Here is a 17,316-nt window from a genome sequence, read left to right as displayed (position 1 = left end):
CCCTACTCAACTGTGCGGAGGTGGGACGACGAAATCGAATTCTAACGAATGACCGATTTCTGTCCCACTCTCTTTTTAATCTTCCACCTCGACAAAACGTCCAATAATATGAACATTTTCTGATATGGTAATAAAAGCTTCAGGATCCTCTTTTTTCATTAAAAATTTAAACTCATTAAACTCTGCTCTGGTAATAACGGTGAGCAAGACCGCTTTTTCCTGATGATTATAAGTCCCTTCCGCATTGTGGATAATGGTTGCTCCACGATGCAAACGCTTATGAATTTTCTCAATTATCTTATCCGGTTGGCTAGTGACAATCATAGCCTGCATCCGCTTCTGCTTGGTAAAGACTGCATCTGTCACTCGACTGGACACAAAAATGGTAATCATCGAATAGAGGGCATATTTCCAACCAAAGGTCATCCCTGCTATCAACATGATGCTCCCATTGACGATGAGAGAAATTTTTCCGACGTTCTTGCCCGTTCGCTTTCGAATGGTCAAGCTAACAATATCGGTTCCCCCACTGGAGATATTGTTGCGAAGCGCAAATCCAATCCCTGTCCCCATTACAACTCCCCCAAAGAGAGCATTCATAATAGGATCATTGGTCAGGGTAACCACTGGCATAAATTGGATAAAGAAGGAACTCATAGACACCGTAATAAAGGTGAAAATAGTAAACTTATGACCAATTTGATACCAAGCGATGATCATTAATGGCAGATTGATGGCATAGAAGGACAAAGAGACCGGAATGGTAAAGCCTAAAAATCGATCACTAAGGGCGGATATAATCTGGGCCAATCCTGTCGCACCACTGGAATACACACGTCCCGGCTGGAAAAAGAAGTTCACAGCAACGGCAGATAGGAAGCCATAGACCAAAGAAGCCGAAATCTTTTCATCGTACTTCTCTCGGGAAATACTTTTTAAGACCCGTAGTAATTTAAAGTTATAGGCCAATCTTCGTATATAATAACGCAAGATCTTGCCTAAGCGAGTTTTTTTCATGCTTATCTCTCAATTTATAAATAAAGGGAAAATCCCACAAGTTGCTTATGGTAATTTTCCGCTTTTACTTTTCTTATTCCTCAGTTTTTACTTCTACTTGTAGGCTCAACTCTTCCAGTTGTTTGGTAGCTACTGTAGAAGGGGCTTGGGTCATTGGATCCGTTGCCTTATTATTCTTAGGAAAGGCAATCACTTCACGGATATTCTCCTCACCAGCTAACAGCATGACAAAACGGTCCAAACCAAGAGCTAATCCACCATGTGGAGGGAAACCATAATCCATGGCTTCTAGCAAGAAACCAAATTGCTCTGTCGCGTCTTCTTTTGAGAAACCGAGAGCGGTAAACATCCGTTCTTGCAATTCTTTTTGGTTGATCCGAAGACTACCACCACCAAGCTCGTAACCATTGAGCACAATATCATAGGCAATGGCCCGTACCTTGGCAAGATCGCCCTCTAATTCATGAGCTGTATCTGCTTGCGGAAGTGTAAATGGATGGTGGGCACTCATGTAACGACCTTCTTCTTCAGACCACTCAAACATTGGCCAATCGACCACCCATAGGAAGTTGAATTGACTATTGTCAATGAGGTCCAATTCCTTGGCAATTCTGCAACGAAGGGCACCTAGAGTTGCATTGGCCACTTCTAGTGTATCAGCTACAAAGAGAACCAAATCCTTTTCTTCCAACTGTAAAGAACTTGTCAACTCTGTTGTCACACCTGTCAAGAACTTAGCTACTGGCCCATTTAAAGCACCATCAACTACCTTGACCCACGCTAGACCTTTTGCCCCATATTGCTTGGCTACTTCGGTCATCTTATCGATATCTTTACGAGAGTAGCGGTCTGCTGCTCCTTTGACCACAATGGCTTTCACTGCTGGAGCTTCTGAGAAGACCTTGAAGTCTACGCCCTTTACAACTTCTGTCAAGTCTGTCAAGAGCATCTCAAAACGAGTATCTGGTTTGTCAGAACCATAAAGAGCCATAGCATCATCGTACTTCATCCGTGGGAAAGGAAGGGTCACTTCGATGCCCTTCGTTTCTTTCATAACACGTGCGATTAAACCTTCCGTAATATCTTGAATTTCTTGCTCTGTCAGGAAGGAGGTTTCTAAATCGACCTGTGTAAACTCAGGTTGACGGTCGCCACGTAAATCTTCATCACGGAAACATTTGACGATTTGATAATAGCGGTCAAAGCCAGCATTCATCAACAATTGTTTAGTGATTTGAGGGCTTTGAGGCAAAGCATAAAAATGTCCCTTGTTGACGCGAGATGGTACGAGGTAGTCACGCGCCCCTTCTGGAGTTGACTTAGAAAGGAAGGGGGTCTCCACATCGATAAATTCCAACTCATCCAAGTAATTACGGATAGAGTGCGTCACCTTGGCACGCAATTTTAAGTTTTCCAACATTTCTGGACGGCGCAAGTCCAAATATCGATAGCGTAGACGAGTATCGTCGTTGGCTTCAATACCGTCCTTGATCTCAAATGGCGTGGTTTTTGCAGTATTGAGGATAGTCAAGGAAGAAACATGCATTTCAACCTGACCTGTTGCAATTTTATCATTCGCTTGCTGTCTGGCAGCAACTTGACCTGTCACTTCGATCACATATTCGCTACGAAGGCTCTCGGCCGTTGCCATGACTTCCGAGCTAACAGTTTCCGGATTGATGACCAATTGCATAATCCCTTCACGGTCCCGCAAATCAATAAAGATCAAGCCACCCAAATCACGGCGTCGACCCACCCATCCTTTGAGGGTTAGTTCTTGTCCAATGTGTTCCTCGCGAACACGCCCAGCATACATGGAACGTTTCATTGTATTTTTACTCTCCAAACTAATATTCTTCCTTCTATTTTACCATAAAGCCTGTCAGATAAGTGCTTTTCCAGAGATTTTTCCAGAAAAAACAGTTCTTTTATTCAGCTTCTTTCCTGGTAGGATCTTTCTCTTGTTTTGCCTCTTCATCGTATAGCGTTGGGGCCAACATTTTCATCAGGCTAGCTGTTCCAAAACGCATGACGGCTGCCAAGACCCCAAATATTGGAGCCAAGCCACGGAAAAAGAAATCTCCTCTGACGAATTGGGTGATGAAACCCGTAATGAGAAAGATTACGATTCCTTGAAGAATCGCATAAAAAGCTATTTTCTTCATTGTTTTCATCTTGTACCAGTTCCTCTCTTTGTATTAGACAGACTTATCCACAAGCTTGTGGATAAGTCTGTGAATATGGGGATAAGTTTCTTCAAAACCATAGGAAAAAAGGTTGAGACTGGGTATTCTCAACCTCTTTGCATCTTACTTAAATTGATCCGGCTGACCTTTATAGTTAGCCCAGTCCTGACTTAAGAAACGATTGTTAATCTTGTATTCAGGGGCAGGTTGAGGGTTGGAGACAAAAGGATCAACTGCCTTGTCAAATGCCAACCATCCATTCCAGCCCATATGAATGGTATCTTGCATAAAGTAGGGTTTATCACCATCTTTAGAAAAATCAGCAATATGGGTAAAGCCTTGACTTTCTAATTGGTAACGAATTTTTTCAACTGTCCGTTGATACATGTCTTTACTCAAACCTGTATAGGCCATCCATTTAGAGTTAACTGGAGGGATGACAAAGATCACATTGGTTTTAGATTGAGCAAACTGATCCAAGACGAGTTGTAAATCATTGTATTCTGGGGATTGTTCATAGGATTCATTCTTTTGGAATCCTTTGAGTTTCTTGAGCTTACTCGCAAGACGATGTGTATAAAAACTATTACTAATGCCTAAATTATTATTATTAGTTTTCTTTTTGGCTTCCGCCGTCGCCACTTCTTCCAAGGCTTCGTAAGAAAATGTATCCGGTAAAGCATCTAAGCGAGAGAGTACTTTTTTCTCATAGTTGCTATTGTTCATTGCCGTAAAGTTGCTAAAGAAGGCATCCTCCCGACGAACAAAGCGCATGAGGGTCTGATTGAGTCCTTTTTCAAAACCAGATAGATTCTGACCCTTGGCCAACTTCTGAACTCCTCCCTGCATAGCAACATTAGGGTATTGTTGCAAAAGACGAGACGCCGCATATTGGCTTGCTGGTCCAGCTTCATGGTTGGCCAAAAAGCTAGTTAATTGATCGCTGTTAAAGTATTGCTGAAAGGCCGACGAATCATAGCCAGCCTTCGTAAACCACTGGGGCGATACCACATAGACAGCGGTTTTTCCTTCTAGTTGAGGAAGAATTTGCTGCATCCCAAAATATTGGTTCAAGGACGCTGCTCCTCGTTGCCCTAGAAAATACGGGCGATAAGAACGATCATACTTCTCAGCTAGTACTGCTGGGTGGACGATATCAAACCGCAACCATTCGCTGGAACCAAAGAAGGGTACAAAACGATAGTTGGGATCCCCGAGCGCTTCTTCTTTACGGGCACGACTTTTAAAGCCTTCTGCTGTCAAGCTCACTGCGACCTTTTTCTCCTCTGTCAGATTATGTTTATGGTTAATCGGATAGAAAAAGAGAAGAGTAGCGACAAGAGCCATGGCACAAAAGACCGGACCCAGAATCAGCCACAATCGTTTAAGCATTCTGAAGCTCCATGACACCTTCTACGATTTTGTTGGCTGTGTTCCAGTCATCACGACCAAATTCAGATACAGGAACCCGAATATCGAAGCGGTTTTCCAATTCCACAATCAACTCAACGGTTCCCATGCTATCAAGAACACCCGCATCAAAGAGATCCTCATCCATCATATCTGAGACATCTTCCATAAACAATTCGTCAATAATTTCAATTACTTGTGATTTTACATCCATTTTTCATTTTTCCTTTTCTTATTTCATTTTTGGAAACCATTGCTGATCCAAGAAACCTGAGAAAATCAGGAAGGACAGCATAACGGTATTGAAGGTAATAAAGATTCCAAGAGCCTGGGTCCAGCGGTTGTCTGGTAGGGGCTCTAGTCCTTTTGCTTTGCGTTCTTTATTGATGGTCTTTTTCTTCCGCAACCAGGCATCATTGATCACAAGACCAAGTCCGTGGAAGAGACCATAGGCTACATAATACCAGGTCACTCCATGCCAGAAGCCCATGACCAACATGTTAATAATATAGGCAACGTTTGACGTTGTAATCCGGCTCTGAAAGACCTTGTTGCGCATCAAAACCATGACTAGACGCATAAAGACAAAGTCACGAAACCAGAAGGACAAACTCATGTGCCAGCGATTCCAAAATTCCTTTAAATCACGTGATTTGAAAGGGAGATTAAAATTGATCGGGCTCTTAATTCCCATCAAATTAGATGCCGCAAGGGCAAACATAGAATAGCCTGCAAAGTCAAAGAAGAGATCCAAACCAAAGACATACATGACCCCTAAGGTGCCTAGGTTAAAGATTCCCCCTTGAAGAAGGGCATAGGTCTTGACGTGTCCTAGTAAGAGATGGCCAAAGATATGAGCTAGAATAAACTTATAGAGGAAGCCAAGCATGATATACTTGACGCTCTGCTCCAACATATCTAGAAGCTCATCTCGATCCGGAATCGTCAGATAATCTTCATTGAAGCGTTTGAAGCGGTCGATCGGCCCACTTGAAAAAGTCGGCATAAAAAGCAAGAAACGCAAGAATTCCCAGAGACTAAAGTCTTTGAGGGTTCCGTCTCGCATCTCGATAATCATACCCACTGCTCGGAAGGTCAGATAAGAGATCCCAAGGAAGCCCATCCAAGACTGGGTGCCATCAATGGCTGGTTGCACCTTCACAAAAACCAAGGGCAAAACGACCAAGAAAGAGTGGAGGTAAAAAACCCACTTGTTATCACGCTGGCTTCGATAGAATTTATAGGAGTAGACCCAAAGGATTTGCCAAAAGAGGTAGAAAAGAACCGCATAGATTTGTTTCAAATCCGTCCCTGTCAGCATTAGAACAATAAAGGTGAGACTGACCAAGGCTTCATAGACTGGGAATCGCTTTTTAAAGAAGAGGCCAACAAAGATGGGCAATAAGGCCCCAATCAGATAAATAAAGTAGACCGGGGTCCCATAGGGTTCTAAATGAGGGAGCTGTTTCAAAAACTCGATCATCGGTTGTTAACCTCACTAATCAACCCTTTGATGTCGATCTTCCCGTTTGGAGTTAGCGGTAAACTATCACGGTAAAGGAATTTTGAAGGCATCATATAAGACATCATGATGTGTTCCAAATCTTCCTTGATGGCTTTCGTAATATCAATCTCGCGTTCAAATTGCTCTTTGACGCCATCTTTTAAGATGACATAGGCCAAGAGATTTTGAACCTTATGATCTTTGTTGTAGCGTGGCACTGCAACAGCCGAGTCGATGTACTGAGATTTGTTCAAGTTTTGAGAAACATCTTCTAGCTCAATACGATAGCCGTTAAACTTGATCTGGAAGTCCATTCGACCACCATAGAGAAGAAGACCTTCATCTGTCATGGTACCAACATCTCCCGTATGGTAGGCTGGAAGTCCTTCAAATTCGAAGAAGGCTTCTGCTGTTTTCTCTGGATTATTCATATAACCTTTTGAAACAGCCGGTCCAGACACGATGATCTCTCCTTGCTCTCCATTTGGCAATTTGTTTCCTTCCTCATCAATAATGAAGGTTGGAGAATCTTCTTTAGTATAACCAATTGGCAAGCGTTTAAGAGTCGCTAGCATTTCATCTGTGATAGCAACTGCCGACAAAGCTACCGTCGCTTCCGTTGGTCCATAAGCATTGATAATCCGAGCATTTGGGAAACGCTCGCGCAGTTTTTGAGCCGTTTTAACCGTTAACTCTTCCCCATCAAAGTAGAAATGGGTAATGCCTGGCATCTTTTCAGCATTGAAATCTTCAGACAACATGGCCATATCTGCAAAAGATGGCGTTGAAGTCCAGATAGCAATCGGAAGAGAAAAGATGGTCGCAAAGAGTTGTTTAAAGTCTTGAGTAATGGCTGATGGAAGGGCAAAAAGGGTCCCTCCAAGAGCTAAGGTCGGTGCCCAGTACATGACAGACAAATCAAAGGAATAAGGTGGTTGGGCCAACATTTGCGGACGCTCTGGCGTCGCAAATTCCTTGTCTGTAATCATCCAGTTGGTGAAGCTGAGCAAGTTGTCGTGTGAAATTTGCACCCCTTTTGGTTTTCCAGTTGTCCCCGAGGTAAAGATGATGTAGTAGTTATCATCCCCCTTGACCGGATGTTGCAAGTCATACATATTCTGAGCCGCATAAGCTTCACGCACTTGCTCCAAGGACATGACTGGAGCAGCTGGATTTTCAATTGGAAACTCATTGATGGCGATAATTAAGCTTGGATCAGCCACTTCAACAATAGCAGACACGCGCTCCAAGGCAGAGTGGCTGTCAATTGGGATATAGGCGTGGCCAGACTTGGTCAGGGCCACAAAGGTTGCCAACATTTCATATTCTTGTCCACCAAAGACCACAACAGGTGACTTTTCAGGAAGTCCCATTTGGTCAATGTGGGCCGCTAAGCTATCTGAATCAGCCTTCAATTGGCCATAGGTATGCTCTTCTCCAAGGACATTGTAGACAGGATAGTCTGGTTGTAGTTGGGCGTAATGTTCAATCGCCTCAATCATATCAGTAATTGGTTGGTTTGACACGGTAGGGATCTCCTTTAGAATTCATTGTAAATAAAGCCACCTTGACCTTGACCAAGGTAACTAAAGAAATAGAGTAGGGCTAAGAAAATAGCGAAATACAAGATTGTTTGCCCTATAAATTTATAAAGTGTTTTATGTTTCATCTTTTTCACTCTTCATTTTGATTATCACTGACTATTTTACCATTTTTTGTTCAGTCAAAGCAATCCAAACACAAGGAAAAAATACTAGAAAACGTTACCATAAGAGACAATTGAGATCTGCCCTTAAATTGATTGCTTTTCTGATTTAAGTCAACCATCATCTAATCTAAGCCTTATTTTGCCGTTCCGCGACTCTGACGAATCAATTCCAAACACTTGTCTACTTCTACGTCTCTTTCAAAATGAGCTGGAGTCCAGGGAATTTCTATATCCGGTTCAACACCTTTATCCGTCATTCCTCTACCTTGATCTACGCTTAGACAGCGAGAAGTAGGAAACATCAATCGATAATCACCATAATCAACGGTACAACAATTGGAATAGTCTAAAATTCCGAGAGTTGGTCTACCTACCACCGTTACCTTCTTAAACTGCTTCATCATCTGGACAAAATTGTCCCCAGATGAAGCACAATAGATATCTGATAAGATAAAGATCTGTTCGGGATATTGGCCGCCTCTAACCTCTGGGAAGAATTCCTCGTTTTCTTGCTGGTACAGCACATAGCCTTTGCCCCGATAGCGGAGTAGATCCTCTTTCATCTCTTCAAGGAGTTTAATTGTTTCGGAACTAATCTCTTCCTGTTGCATCCAGTCCTCAAAATCCTTCAAGCGTAAGTCGACATTGCGTTCCGTGTAGAGAATTTCCATGCCATCATCATCCCAGTCAAGCGAATCATAGCCCTGACCCTTCTCTAAGCCTAGATGTAATAGAGGGAAATATAAAGAATCTGTCCCTCCACCGTTCTGTCGGACATCAATGAGAAGGAACTTGACTTCCGTCATCATCGGTAAACACTCTTGGTATAAGCGACTAATAGCTCCTTCATCCATAAAGTTATCCAGACAAAGATAAAGAATCTCATCGTCTAACCGTTTCCAAAAAATCTGATCTTGGATCGGCTCTCGACTGGGCGCTACTTCAATGGTCTTTTCTACCCCTTCTCGAAGCAGGGTGACTCTTTTGGACTGAGAGACCAAATCCGCCCATTCTCGGTAGTGTCTTTCGGGGGTCTTACTTATAAAATAGTCCTTATGAAGAGACGCCACCTGCTCCAAGTCACTTCCATCCAGACCTAGGATCTGATCCCCTGCCTGGAGACCAGTGTCTGCATGCGCCTTTTCAACATAAAGTTGATGGTCCATTACACGTAAGAGAAAGCCTTTCTGACCAGCTTTTTTATTCTGAAAGGAGATGTGCCCAATAATACCAAAACTGGCTAGGTAGGACCTGACTTGATAAAGAAAGGCATCATCCGCCATATCATCTGTTATTTTTTCCCGAAAAGGCTCTGGATCACATCCTTTTCGATCTTTGATAGTAGATGAATCGTGAGTCATAATGGAGACGATATCTTCAAAAATAGCTCTCTTTCTCATGCAAGACTCCTTAATTTTTTTAGAAACAGTATACCACTTTTCCTTAAAAAGTTCTTAAACCCCTAAAAAGAGGCTGGGACAAAAGTCCTAGCCTCCTCGCTTCAAATAAGATCACAACGAGCTGTCCCTTACAGGAGAGAAAGATTGTATGAAATAAATACCTACTTCGTACAGCTTCTCTCCTATTTTTTCGTGCTTTTCAATCTTTTATAGTGTACAATAGAAGAAATGATGCTCTATGATTAGAAAGGGATTTACATTATGTCTAAAAAAATCACTCTCCTTGCAACTCTCTTTTTGAGTCTTTTCTTCTTGACAGCCTGTATGTCTGATTTTCAATCATATTTCAAACCGGAAGAAACAAGCACTGGTTCCTCCTCTAAAAAACAAGAGAAAAGTGAAAAAGAAGCCTCATCTTCTAAAAAATCATCTAAAGCTAGCTCTTCGAACAAAGAAAAGAAAGAGTCTAAGACAAAAACCAGCTCAAGCAAAAAAATGGAGGTGTTCCCTGCCAATGCTAGCGAAGCCCCCAAGGACAAGATCTATGCAACTGGTGATTCTGTCGTTTACTATAAAAAATATGACGGTGGATTAAAAGTGCATACACCTGATTTCGAAGGCTATACAACAAAAATAGTCAAAAAAATTCTTGGTAAACCTGAAAAAACCCATGTTGATTCAAATTATATGCTCGAGACCTTTTCAGAAAAGGAAAAAGAAAACCTTGTTAATCTCTATCAAGAGGGCCTTTTAACTGACGAGCAACTCCATGCTTTTTGGGCTGGTGTAGTCGATCTAGCTCAAACGGCTCAATTAGAGCAAACTTTTACAGTCTTTACCTACAAAGAAGGACAAGTTCAACTTGTCTTTAAGGGTGACAACCTTGTCTATGTTACTCCAGATCCTGAAGTGCTTTATTTTAACTAAGAAAAATCCCCTTTCTCTTCAGAGAAGGGGATTTGTTTCACATGAAACTATGGATAGAGGTAGTTTAGTCTTCTTCCATCTTTTGAGGTTGATAGGCCAGCATTCCTAAACCAATACACAGCATCAAAACCAGGGTAAGGAAGGTGACTTGCCCGCCTATCTGACCAGACAAGGAAATGGTTTCCCTTAGTCCCGATACGGTATAGCTCATCGGCAACAGCGGATGAACGGTTTGGAAGAAACGATTAGTGAGGGCAAGCGGATAAGTTCCTGCACTAGAAGCCAGTTGAAGGAGCAAGAGAATCAAAGAGATAAAAGCTCCTACCTTGTTGTTCCATGTCGTTAAGGCCGTCACCATGGACATGAAGGTCACACTTCCTAGCACACAGAGGAAAAGTGTCAAAGCTTCATGGTTTGCTGCCATCCCTAGCAGATGAACAGCTCCGTAGACCAGGACACCAGCCAAGACAGCAATTATCCCGTTCACTTCCAATCTCGATTTCAGCCAAGCCCAACGACTTTCTGGATGACGCCCAGATGGCAATTTGGCAAAAATCATATTGGTAGAAAGAGCAGCGACGAAAAGGGCAACTGATATCATATAAGGCGCCATTCCCACTCCATTCACTGAAACATTATCATGGTCTGTCTTTGAAAGGGTAATTGGATCTGACAATACGCTGGCATTTTCTTTTTTAGTGCTAGCGCTATTTAATTGGTCCTTAGCCGAACTCAAGCCTTGACTGAGATTCTGACTACCTGTTTGGAGATCCCCCAAGCCCCCGACAAGAACTTGGCCTCCTGTCGCTAATTGACCAGAGCCATCAGCTATTTTACTTGCACCATCCGCCAATTGATAAGAACCTGATAGTAACTGAGCTGATTTATCCGATAACTGATCGACTCCTGATACGAGTTGATCAACACCGCTAGCTAAAACTGGTGTTTGAGTGTTTAATTGACCAATCCCACTGGCCAGTTGTCCAGCACCTGTTGTTAATTCGCTAGACTTACTAGTCAATTGGTTGGCCCCTGAAACTAATTGGTCCATTCCCATAATCAGAGTTGGCATCTTTCCATTTAGTTCTCCCAATCCTGTTGCTAGTTGACTGCTTCCAGATACCAAATCCGCAGATTTCTGCTCCAGTTGACTGGTCCCCGCACTCAATTGAGTAGCGCCTGCTATCAAGGTGCTACTATTATCATTAAGCTGACTAGCTCCGCCAGCTAACTGGTCCACCCCTGTCGTATAGAGTTGCACTCCTTGGTTGAGAGTTTGGCTAGCTGGTAGAAGTTGCTCTGTCACTGCTATCTGCACGGAGCTCAAGCTAGTTGAAAGAGTATTCAAGGTAGACGAAGCTGTTGGCAAGATCTGATTGGCACTTTCTTTTACTGTGGCCAAGGGACTCTCGGTCGTTAAGCCTTCTTGCAAACCTTGAACGGTAGTTAAAATCGCTTGAGCAGCAGTCTCCGTCGTACTTGAAGCAGCAGACACAGCAGCCGTCAGTTCTGCCTGTTGTTCGGCTGTCATCGATTGATAGGCAGCAGTAGCTTGAAGATTGGCTAGTACTGAATTGCGGTCAGCCTGTGCTGCAGCTGAAATCCCTTGAGCAGAGGTGGCAATGGTTGCCAATGCTGTGCTGAGTTGACTAGTATCTCCGCTCGTGTTCTGAATAGCTTCATTTAATCGGGTGAGGCCTGCTGTTAATTGGGCAAGCTGCTCTTGTTGACTTGGTGACGGAGAAAGTTGTGTAGATAAGGTTTGAATTCCTGTTTCTAACTGAGACACTCCATTTCTCAATGCTTCCGATTGACCACTTAATTGACTAGCTCCACCACTGAGAGTAGCAAGCCCTGTGCTATAGTTTGTTAGACCATTCGTCAAATTGCTAGCACCAACATTCAACTGACTGACTCCTTTTGTGTAGGTATCCAGTCCTGTTGTGAGAGTGTTCATTCCTGTATGCAATTGGCCAATTCCAGAGGCTAACTGAGGCGTTTGACTAGCCATTTGGTTCAAACCATCTCCAAGTTGTCCAACACCAGACGTATAGGCCGTCAGTCCACTACTAAAGGAGGTAAAACCATTATGAAGTTGCCCAACTCCCGATACGAGGGTCGGAACTTTCTCCTTCATTTGGTGAAGACCTGTCGCTAATTGACCAACTCCATTGGTGTAGGCCAAGAGTCCTGTGCTAAGAGTCTGTGCCCCATTTGAGAAAGAGAGACTCGAATTGGACAAGGTTGTCAAATGGTCTGTCAGGGTTTGCCCACCCTCTTTTAACTGACCAGCACCGGTTGCCAGCTTTTGACTTCCTTCAGCTGCTGTTCCCATCCCTGTCTTCAAACTCCCCATCTTTTCAAAAAGAGCGTTTGTATAGGTTTTGGTTACATTACTAGCAACGGTTTGCTGAATTTTTATCATGGCTGAATCACTCATCTTACCAGCAATAAAGCTATGGCCACTAGATGTTTGGTAGGCAATGGTCATTTGTTCGGGATGATTGGTTAAGATAGATGCCGCTTTAGCGGATAGATCTTGGGGCAAGGTCACCACCATATAATAATCACCCTTTTTCAGTCCTTCTTTAGCTGCTGTTTCATCTACAATATGAAAATCCAGGGCATCACTCTTCTCAAAATTGGACACCATGTCTTTTCCAATTGTTAATTCTTGTTCTTGATAACGAGCTGGCTGATCTTGATTGACAACTGCTACCGGCAAGTCCGAAACCTTGCCATAAGGATCCCACATAGAAGATAGAAAGATCACATTATAGAGAGCTGGTATCAAAGCAACCCCTAACATCACAACCATAACGGTCGGTTTTCTAAAAATCGCTTTCCATTCCTTAAACATTTTTTGTCTCCTTTTTATACACAATGTCTAATTTTTTGATATAATTGATTATACAGTTCTTTTGAAAAACCGCAAGTTAAAAAAGAAATTTTTGGACACTGTGTATAATTTTGTATATAAAAGAAAGGGACTAGAATGGTTACCGAAAGCAACAAGCGAATAAAAACAAAACGGATCATCCAGGAAGCCATGGTTGACCTGCTTCATAGAGAGTCCTTTGATGAGATTTCAACCGTTCAGTTAGCAAAAGAGGCTGGTATCAGCCGGAGTAGCTTCTATACCCACTACCGCGATAAGTACGATATGATCGAGCGCTACCAACAGGAATTTTTCCACAAAGTTGAATACATCTTTGACAAACAAAAAGAAGATAAACACCAAGCCGTTACCGAAGTTTTCGAATTTCTCACCAAGGAGCCCCTCTTTGCTATCCTTCTAACCGAGAATGGGACAAAAGAAATTCAATCCTTCTTGCGGCATAAGCTACAAGTTCTACTAGTTGATAGCTTGCAAGAGCGTTATGGCCATCGATCTTTGACCGAAATCGAGAGAGACTATAGTTCTGTCTACCTCACCAATGCTTTCTTTGGAGTCTGTCAAATGTGGGTGGCGCGAGGCCAAAAAGAAAGCCCGCAACAAATGGCGGACTTCCTATTAAAAATGCTGGAATAAAAAAGAGACCTCGGTCTCTTTTTCTATTATCCTTCTTTAGTTCCCCGCTCCTAAAAATTGATCCACAAAGAAACTGAAGTAAGATTTTTCTCCTGTGATCAGAACACACTTCCCTTCCAAACCGTAACGTAGAAGTTTAGCCTCATGATCCTTGAGACGAAGGACTCCCTCTATTTTGAAAAAGTTCCCCTGTTCTGTCCGAGTTGCACTCGAAGCAATTGAGCTAATACGGACTTCTAACGTAATTGGTTTTTGTTTACTTCCCTGTGTGCTAAAGCGAACCCGATCTCCCACATGAATCGTGGCTATATCTTTTGAAGGAATATAGGTGACAATCTTGACTTCTTTTTCTTTCTGAATGAGAGGATAAACTACAGCCAGAGGAGTCCCTTCCGCTACAATACTCGCTCCTTTTGTTTCATCATTCAAATGAAGCACCCCTTCATCCTTCGCTAGAATCCGAGTCTTCTGAAGAAGAGTTTCTTGTGTTTTTACCTTACTTTCTAGATCTGCGATTTGCTGAGAAAGAAGCAGAAGATCTTGTCCAACTTTACTCAATTGTTGAGCTTTCAGGGAGGCTATTTGACTATCTAAACTGGTCGAAAAAGCTTGTTGGCTTCCGGATCCCGCATATTGGATTCGATAATTAGAAATACTCGCCTCTAACTGCTGGATTTGACTATCCAACTGGCCAATAAAAGAAGCTTGTGCTTGAGCGTTTTCCTCTCCGTGTGCTTGCTGAGCGTAACTCTGGTAGAAAGAGTAAAGTGGATGAGTCGCATCCAGACTTCTCCCCTCTAGTAGAGCTGATTTTAGACTATGGTAATCAGCTAAGCGCTTCTCTTGGTCTTGGATAACTTGGCCAATTTCTGCTTGACTGGAACTTGCACTGGCATTTTGAGAAGCAATGGTTGCATTTTGTTGATGGGCTTGAGCTTGGAGAATCGCTATCTGTTGCTGGTAATCCTTAAACAGCTGGTCATAACCAAAATGCTCATTTCCTGTAAACTGGCTCTCCCCTGTCTCAATGCTCGTTTTCAACAATTTTAATTGTTCCTCCTGTTTCTTTAAGAGGTCTAGCTGTTGCGTTAAGCTCATTCCTTGTTGTTTTTCCTGGTCCTCTTGGTATTCTACCAAGATTTCTCCCTTCTTAATCTCTTTATTTTCCTTTAGATGGTTGACTTGAATGGGAGAATTACTGGTTGATTGGATTTGATCAATCACGCGCGTAGCTTCAATTGTCCCTCGACTAGACAAGGTCACTTCCTTCTTGGCAAAGACAGAGAATCCCACAACAAAAAGTAGTAAAAGAAAACAAGGGACTACCCATAAACTAGCAAAATTATGGAAACGTTTCTGATAGAATTCTGCACTTTCAAAATATTTTTCGTTCATCATACTCTCTTTTTTCTCCTAGTCCTCTCTTAACAAGTAACTAAATGGCTGTAATAGCCATTCTTTTTCAGTAGTTCTTCATGGCTTCCCTCTTCCTTAAGACGACCTTGGTCCATGAGGAAGACTTTTTCAGACCGTTCTGCAATCGTTAACCGATGGGCGATAAAGATAATGGTCTTATCTAAGGCCATCAAGCGGTCCACAATTTTCTTCTCCGTCAAGATATCTAGGCTGCTGGTCGCTTCATCCAGAATCAGAATAGGAGCATCCGTTAACAAAGCACGCGCCAAAGCAATCCGCTGCCGTTGTCCACCAGAAATTCCCATACCATCCGTTGTTAATTCCGTTTGGTAATTGAGGGGCATGCGCTCAATATCTTCTCGAATTCCTGCGATTTCAACAGCGCGCAAGATATCTTCCTGACTAGTTCCTTCCCGCGCTCCTAGTAACAAGTTCTCTAATATTGTGCCATTAAAGACATAGGGCTGCTGGGGTAAATAATTGATTTGCTGGCGGAGCAAGGTTTTATCCACTTGCTGGATATCCCTTCCTCCCAGACGAATCGTTCCTTTAGTGGGTTGGTAGAAATTCACCATCATTTTAGCTAGCGTTGTTTTTCCAGAACCTGAAATACCGACAAAACTTACCTTGCTCCCTCTTTTGATTCTTAAGTTAATATCTGTTAGAACATTGGCCCCGAAACCGTACTTGTAATCTACTCCCTCAAATACTAGATCACCATCGAGAGCCTCACGCTCTTGAAGGGGCTTCTTCTCTGCGAACTCAGAGTCTATCAGATAGACTTCATTCAGACGGGTATTAGCTACTCGGGCGGCTTGAAGTTTGGTTTGGAGGTTGATCAAATTCTCTAGAGGCCCTGTGAAATAAACAAGGAGAGTATTGTAAGTAATCAGCTGACCCAAACTCAATTCTTGCTTCATGACCAAATGAGCTCCCATCCACAAGACCAAAACATTCAAAATCAACTGAGCCAAGTGCTTGAGCCCCTTTTGAAGACTTTCCGCCTTGCTCATGGCAAAGGACTTCTTCAGATAATCCACAAATTCTGAGTCAATCTTTTGATAACGACTACGCTCACTGGTAAGAGACTTGATGGTTTCAATCCCATTGATATCTTCGATAATAGAAGAAGACAAGACACTATTGGCTTCCATAGTTTCATTATTTAAGCGCTCAAAAGGCTTCATAAAGGCAAAAATAATGACTGCATAAATCGGCAGCAAGAGAATGGTCAAGAAAAAGAGGTGAGCGTTTTGGCTAAACAGGACTACGGATAAAATCAAAACAATGGACAGATCCAAAAAGATTGAAAGCAGCGTACTAGCCAGAGCATCGATAATGCGGTTGGCATCTGTAAACCGCGACACTACTTCTCCTGTCCGTCGAGTCGCAAAGAAACTCATAGGCAACTGAAAAACATGCTTAATATAGGACAGAATGACATCAATAGACAAGCGTTGGCCTAAAACAAGGAGCAAGTAATCTTGCGCGTAGGTGAGGATTTGCTGTAAGATGTAAACCACAATCAAACCTAGTGAAATCACACTCAGCGTCTGCTTCATCTGATCAGGCACATAGGTATCAATAATCGATTGTAGGTAGTAAGAACCAACAATATTGATGAGGGTTACCAATAATGTTGCAAGAACAATATGCAGAACCAATTGCCGTTGTTTAAACAAAAGAGGGACAAAGTCTAGGAGCCCATTTTTCTTTTCCTTACTAGGTTGATAGGCCGGAGTCGGGGCCAAGGCAATGACAATCCCTGTCCATTCCTTTTCAAACTCTTCGATCGTCAATTTGGTCATCTTTACTTTTGGATCTGGATCTGCTACGTAAAGATGTTTTTTATCTTTCTTATACACTACGTAATAATGAGGGAGACGCCCATCCTTGATCACGTGGACAATCAATGGATAGGTCACTCCTTCCAAGTCAAAAAGTGTGCGGTCTGCTCGGAAGGCGCGTGTCTCAAAGCCCAACTCTTCTGCTACCTTGACCAAACCTAAGGCGGTCGTTCCATCTGCAGTCGTTTTTGCCTTCTCCCGCAGACTAGCTAAAGAATAGTATGATCCATAGTAGCCAAAGACCATGGCTAAAGCTGCAACACCACAGTCTCTCATGTCAACTTGTTGGCGATAATGTTTTTTCTTAAATCCCATAAGAACCCTTTCCAATTGTTTGTTTCATCTTAACAAAAAGGACTATCGGAGAAG

Annotated in this window: 14 protein-coding genes; 2 read left to right on the top strand and 12 right to left on the bottom strand. The window is 42.6% G+C overall.

Features of this window, described 5'->3' with window-relative positions:
* Positions 1-75: 75 nt before the first annotated feature.
* From I2D56_RS09370 to I2D56_RS09330, 9 genes are all read right to left on the bottom strand, one after another.
* On the bottom strand, positions 76-1,017 hold the full coding sequence (locus tag I2D56_RS09370) for a YitT family protein (RefSeq protein WP_195214251.1): 942 nt from the start codon (positions 1,015-1,017) through the stop codon (positions 76-78).
* Positions 1,018-1,090: 73 nt separating this feature from the next.
* Positions 1,091-2,845 (bottom strand): aspartate--tRNA ligase, encoded by a 1,755-nt coding sequence (aspS, locus tag I2D56_RS09365; RefSeq protein ID WP_195214252.1) that lies wholly within the window; start codon positions 2,843-2,845, stop codon positions 1,091-1,093.
* Positions 2,846-2,945: 100 nt separating this feature from the next.
* Positions 2,946-3,182, bottom strand: coding sequence for a hypothetical protein (locus I2D56_RS09360; RefSeq protein WP_195214253.1), 237 nt, complete (start codon positions 3,180-3,182; stop codon positions 2,946-2,948).
* A gap of 144 nt (positions 3,183-3,326) precedes the next feature.
* On the bottom strand, positions 3,327-4,595 hold the full coding sequence (dltD, locus tag I2D56_RS09355) for a D-alanyl-lipoteichoic acid biosynthesis protein DltD (protein WP_195214254.1): 1,269 nt from the start codon (positions 4,593-4,595) through the stop codon (positions 3,327-3,329).
* Complete coding sequence (gene dltC, locus I2D56_RS09350) at positions 4,588-4,827, bottom strand: D-alanine--poly(phosphoribitol) ligase subunit DltC (protein ID WP_006595371.1); 240 nt, start codon at positions 4,825-4,827, stop codon at positions 4,588-4,590. Before dltC ends, dltD begins: the two co-directional genes overlap by 8 nt.
* Before the next feature lie 18 nt (positions 4,828-4,845).
* Positions 4,846-6,096 (bottom strand): D-alanyl-lipoteichoic acid biosynthesis protein DltB, encoded by a 1,251-nt coding sequence (gene dltB, locus I2D56_RS09345; protein ID WP_195214255.1) that lies wholly within the window; start codon positions 6,094-6,096, stop codon positions 4,846-4,848.
* On the bottom strand, positions 6,093-7,643 hold the full coding sequence (gene dltA, locus I2D56_RS09340; RefSeq protein WP_129822590.1) for a D-alanine--poly(phosphoribitol) ligase subunit DltA: 1,551 nt from the start codon (positions 7,641-7,643) through the stop codon (positions 6,093-6,095). The genes dltB and dltA overlap by 4 nt, the downstream gene beginning before the upstream one ends.
* A gap of 14 nt (positions 7,644-7,657) precedes the next feature.
* Entirely contained in the window at positions 7,658-7,786 is a 129-nt protein-coding gene (locus tag I2D56_RS09335) for a teichoic acid D-Ala incorporation-associated protein DltX (RefSeq protein WP_006595368.1), read from the bottom strand.
* 173 nt (positions 7,787-7,959) lie between these two features.
* Complete coding sequence (locus I2D56_RS09330; protein WP_023024749.1) at positions 7,960-9,225, bottom strand: S41 family peptidase; 1,266 nt, start codon at positions 9,223-9,225, stop codon at positions 7,960-7,962.
* Positions 9,226-9,486: 261 nt separating this feature from the next.
* On the opposite strand from I2D56_RS09330, the gene I2D56_RS09325 reads away from it, so the two are divergent.
* The gene (locus I2D56_RS09325; RefSeq protein WP_229039010.1) at positions 9,487-10,152 is read left to right on the top strand and encodes a DUF4947 domain-containing protein; all 666 of its coding nucleotides are present in this window, start codon (positions 9,487-9,489) and stop codon (positions 10,150-10,152) included.
* Positions 10,153-10,216: 64 nt separating this feature from the next.
* Here I2D56_RS09325 and I2D56_RS09320 read toward each other — a convergent pair whose 3' ends face one another.
* Positions 10,217-13,012 (bottom strand): YhgE/Pip domain-containing protein, encoded by a 2,796-nt coding sequence (locus I2D56_RS09320; protein ID WP_195348415.1) that lies wholly within the window; start codon positions 13,010-13,012, stop codon positions 10,217-10,219.
* A gap of 135 nt (positions 13,013-13,147) precedes the next feature.
* On the opposite strand from I2D56_RS09320, the gene I2D56_RS09315 reads away from it, so the two are divergent.
* Positions 13,148-13,684, top strand: a complete 537-nt coding sequence (locus tag I2D56_RS09315; protein ID WP_195348414.1) for a TetR/AcrR family transcriptional regulator — start codon at positions 13,148-13,150, stop codon at positions 13,682-13,684.
* Positions 13,685-13,720: 36 nt separating this feature from the next.
* Here the strand turns inward: I2D56_RS09315 and I2D56_RS09310 are convergent, their stop codons facing one another.
* Positions 13,721-15,082, bottom strand: a complete 1,362-nt coding sequence (locus I2D56_RS09310) for a bacteriocin secretion accessory protein (protein ID WP_123159936.1) — start codon at positions 15,080-15,082, stop codon at positions 13,721-13,723.
* 26 nt (positions 15,083-15,108) lie between these two features.
* Positions 15,109-17,262 (bottom strand): peptide cleavage/export ABC transporter ComA, encoded by a 2,154-nt coding sequence (gene comA, locus I2D56_RS09305; protein WP_154854267.1) that lies wholly within the window; start codon positions 17,260-17,262, stop codon positions 15,109-15,111.
* Between the last annotated feature and the right edge of the window lie 54 nt (positions 17,263-17,316).

The organism is Streptococcus australis, from assembly GCF_015553625.1.
Classification (GTDB): Bacteria; Bacillota; Bacilli; order Lactobacillales; family Streptococcaceae; genus Streptococcus; species Streptococcus australis_B.
The sequence above is the reverse complement of the archived record's forward strand: the minus strand, read 5'-3'. Positions and strand labels throughout refer to the sequence as shown.

Coding starts and splice junctions, on each gene's coding strand:
- I2D56_RS09370 (WP_195214251.1), bottom strand. CDS start 1,017: ATGAAAAAAACTCGCTTAGGCAAGATCTTGCGTTATTATATACGAAGA.
- aspS (WP_195214252.1), bottom strand. CDS start 2,845: ATGAAACGTTCCATGTATGCTGGGCGTGTTCGCGAGGAACACATTGGA.
- I2D56_RS09360 (WP_195214253.1), bottom strand. CDS start 3,182: ATGAAGAAAATAGCTTTTTATGCGATTCTTCAAGGAATCGTAATCTTT.
- dltD (WP_195214254.1), bottom strand. CDS start 4,595: ATGCTTAAACGATTGTGGCTGATTCTGGGTCCGGTCTTTTGTGCCATG.
- dltC (WP_006595371.1), bottom strand. CDS start 4,827: ATGGATGTAAAATCACAAGTAATTGAAATTATTGACGAATTGTTTATG.
- dltB (WP_195214255.1), bottom strand. CDS start 6,096: ATGATCGAGTTTTTGAAACAGCTCCCTCATTTAGAACCCTATGGGACC.
- I2D56_RS09335 (WP_006595368.1), bottom strand. CDS start 7,786: ATGAAACATAAAACACTTTATAAATTTATAGGGCAAACAATCTTGTAT.
- I2D56_RS09330 (WP_023024749.1), bottom strand. CDS start 9,225: ATGAGAAAGAGAGCTATTTTTGAAGATATCGTCTCCATTATGACTCAC.
- I2D56_RS09325 (WP_229039010.1), top strand. CDS start 9,487: ATGTCTAAAAAAATCACTCTCCTTGCAACTCTCTTTTTGAGTCTTTTC.
- I2D56_RS09320 (WP_195348415.1), bottom strand. CDS start 13,012: ATGTTTAAGGAATGGAAAGCGATTTTTAGAAAACCGACCGTTATGGTT.
- I2D56_RS09315 (WP_195348414.1), top strand. CDS start 13,148: ATGGTTACCGAAAGCAACAAGCGAATAAAAACAAAACGGATCATCCAG.
- I2D56_RS09310 (WP_123159936.1), bottom strand. CDS start 15,082: ATGATGAACGAAAAATATTTTGAAAGTGCAGAATTCTATCAGAAACGT.
- comA (WP_154854267.1), bottom strand. CDS start 17,262: ATGGGATTTAAGAAAAAACATTATCGCCAACAAGTTGACATGAGAGAC.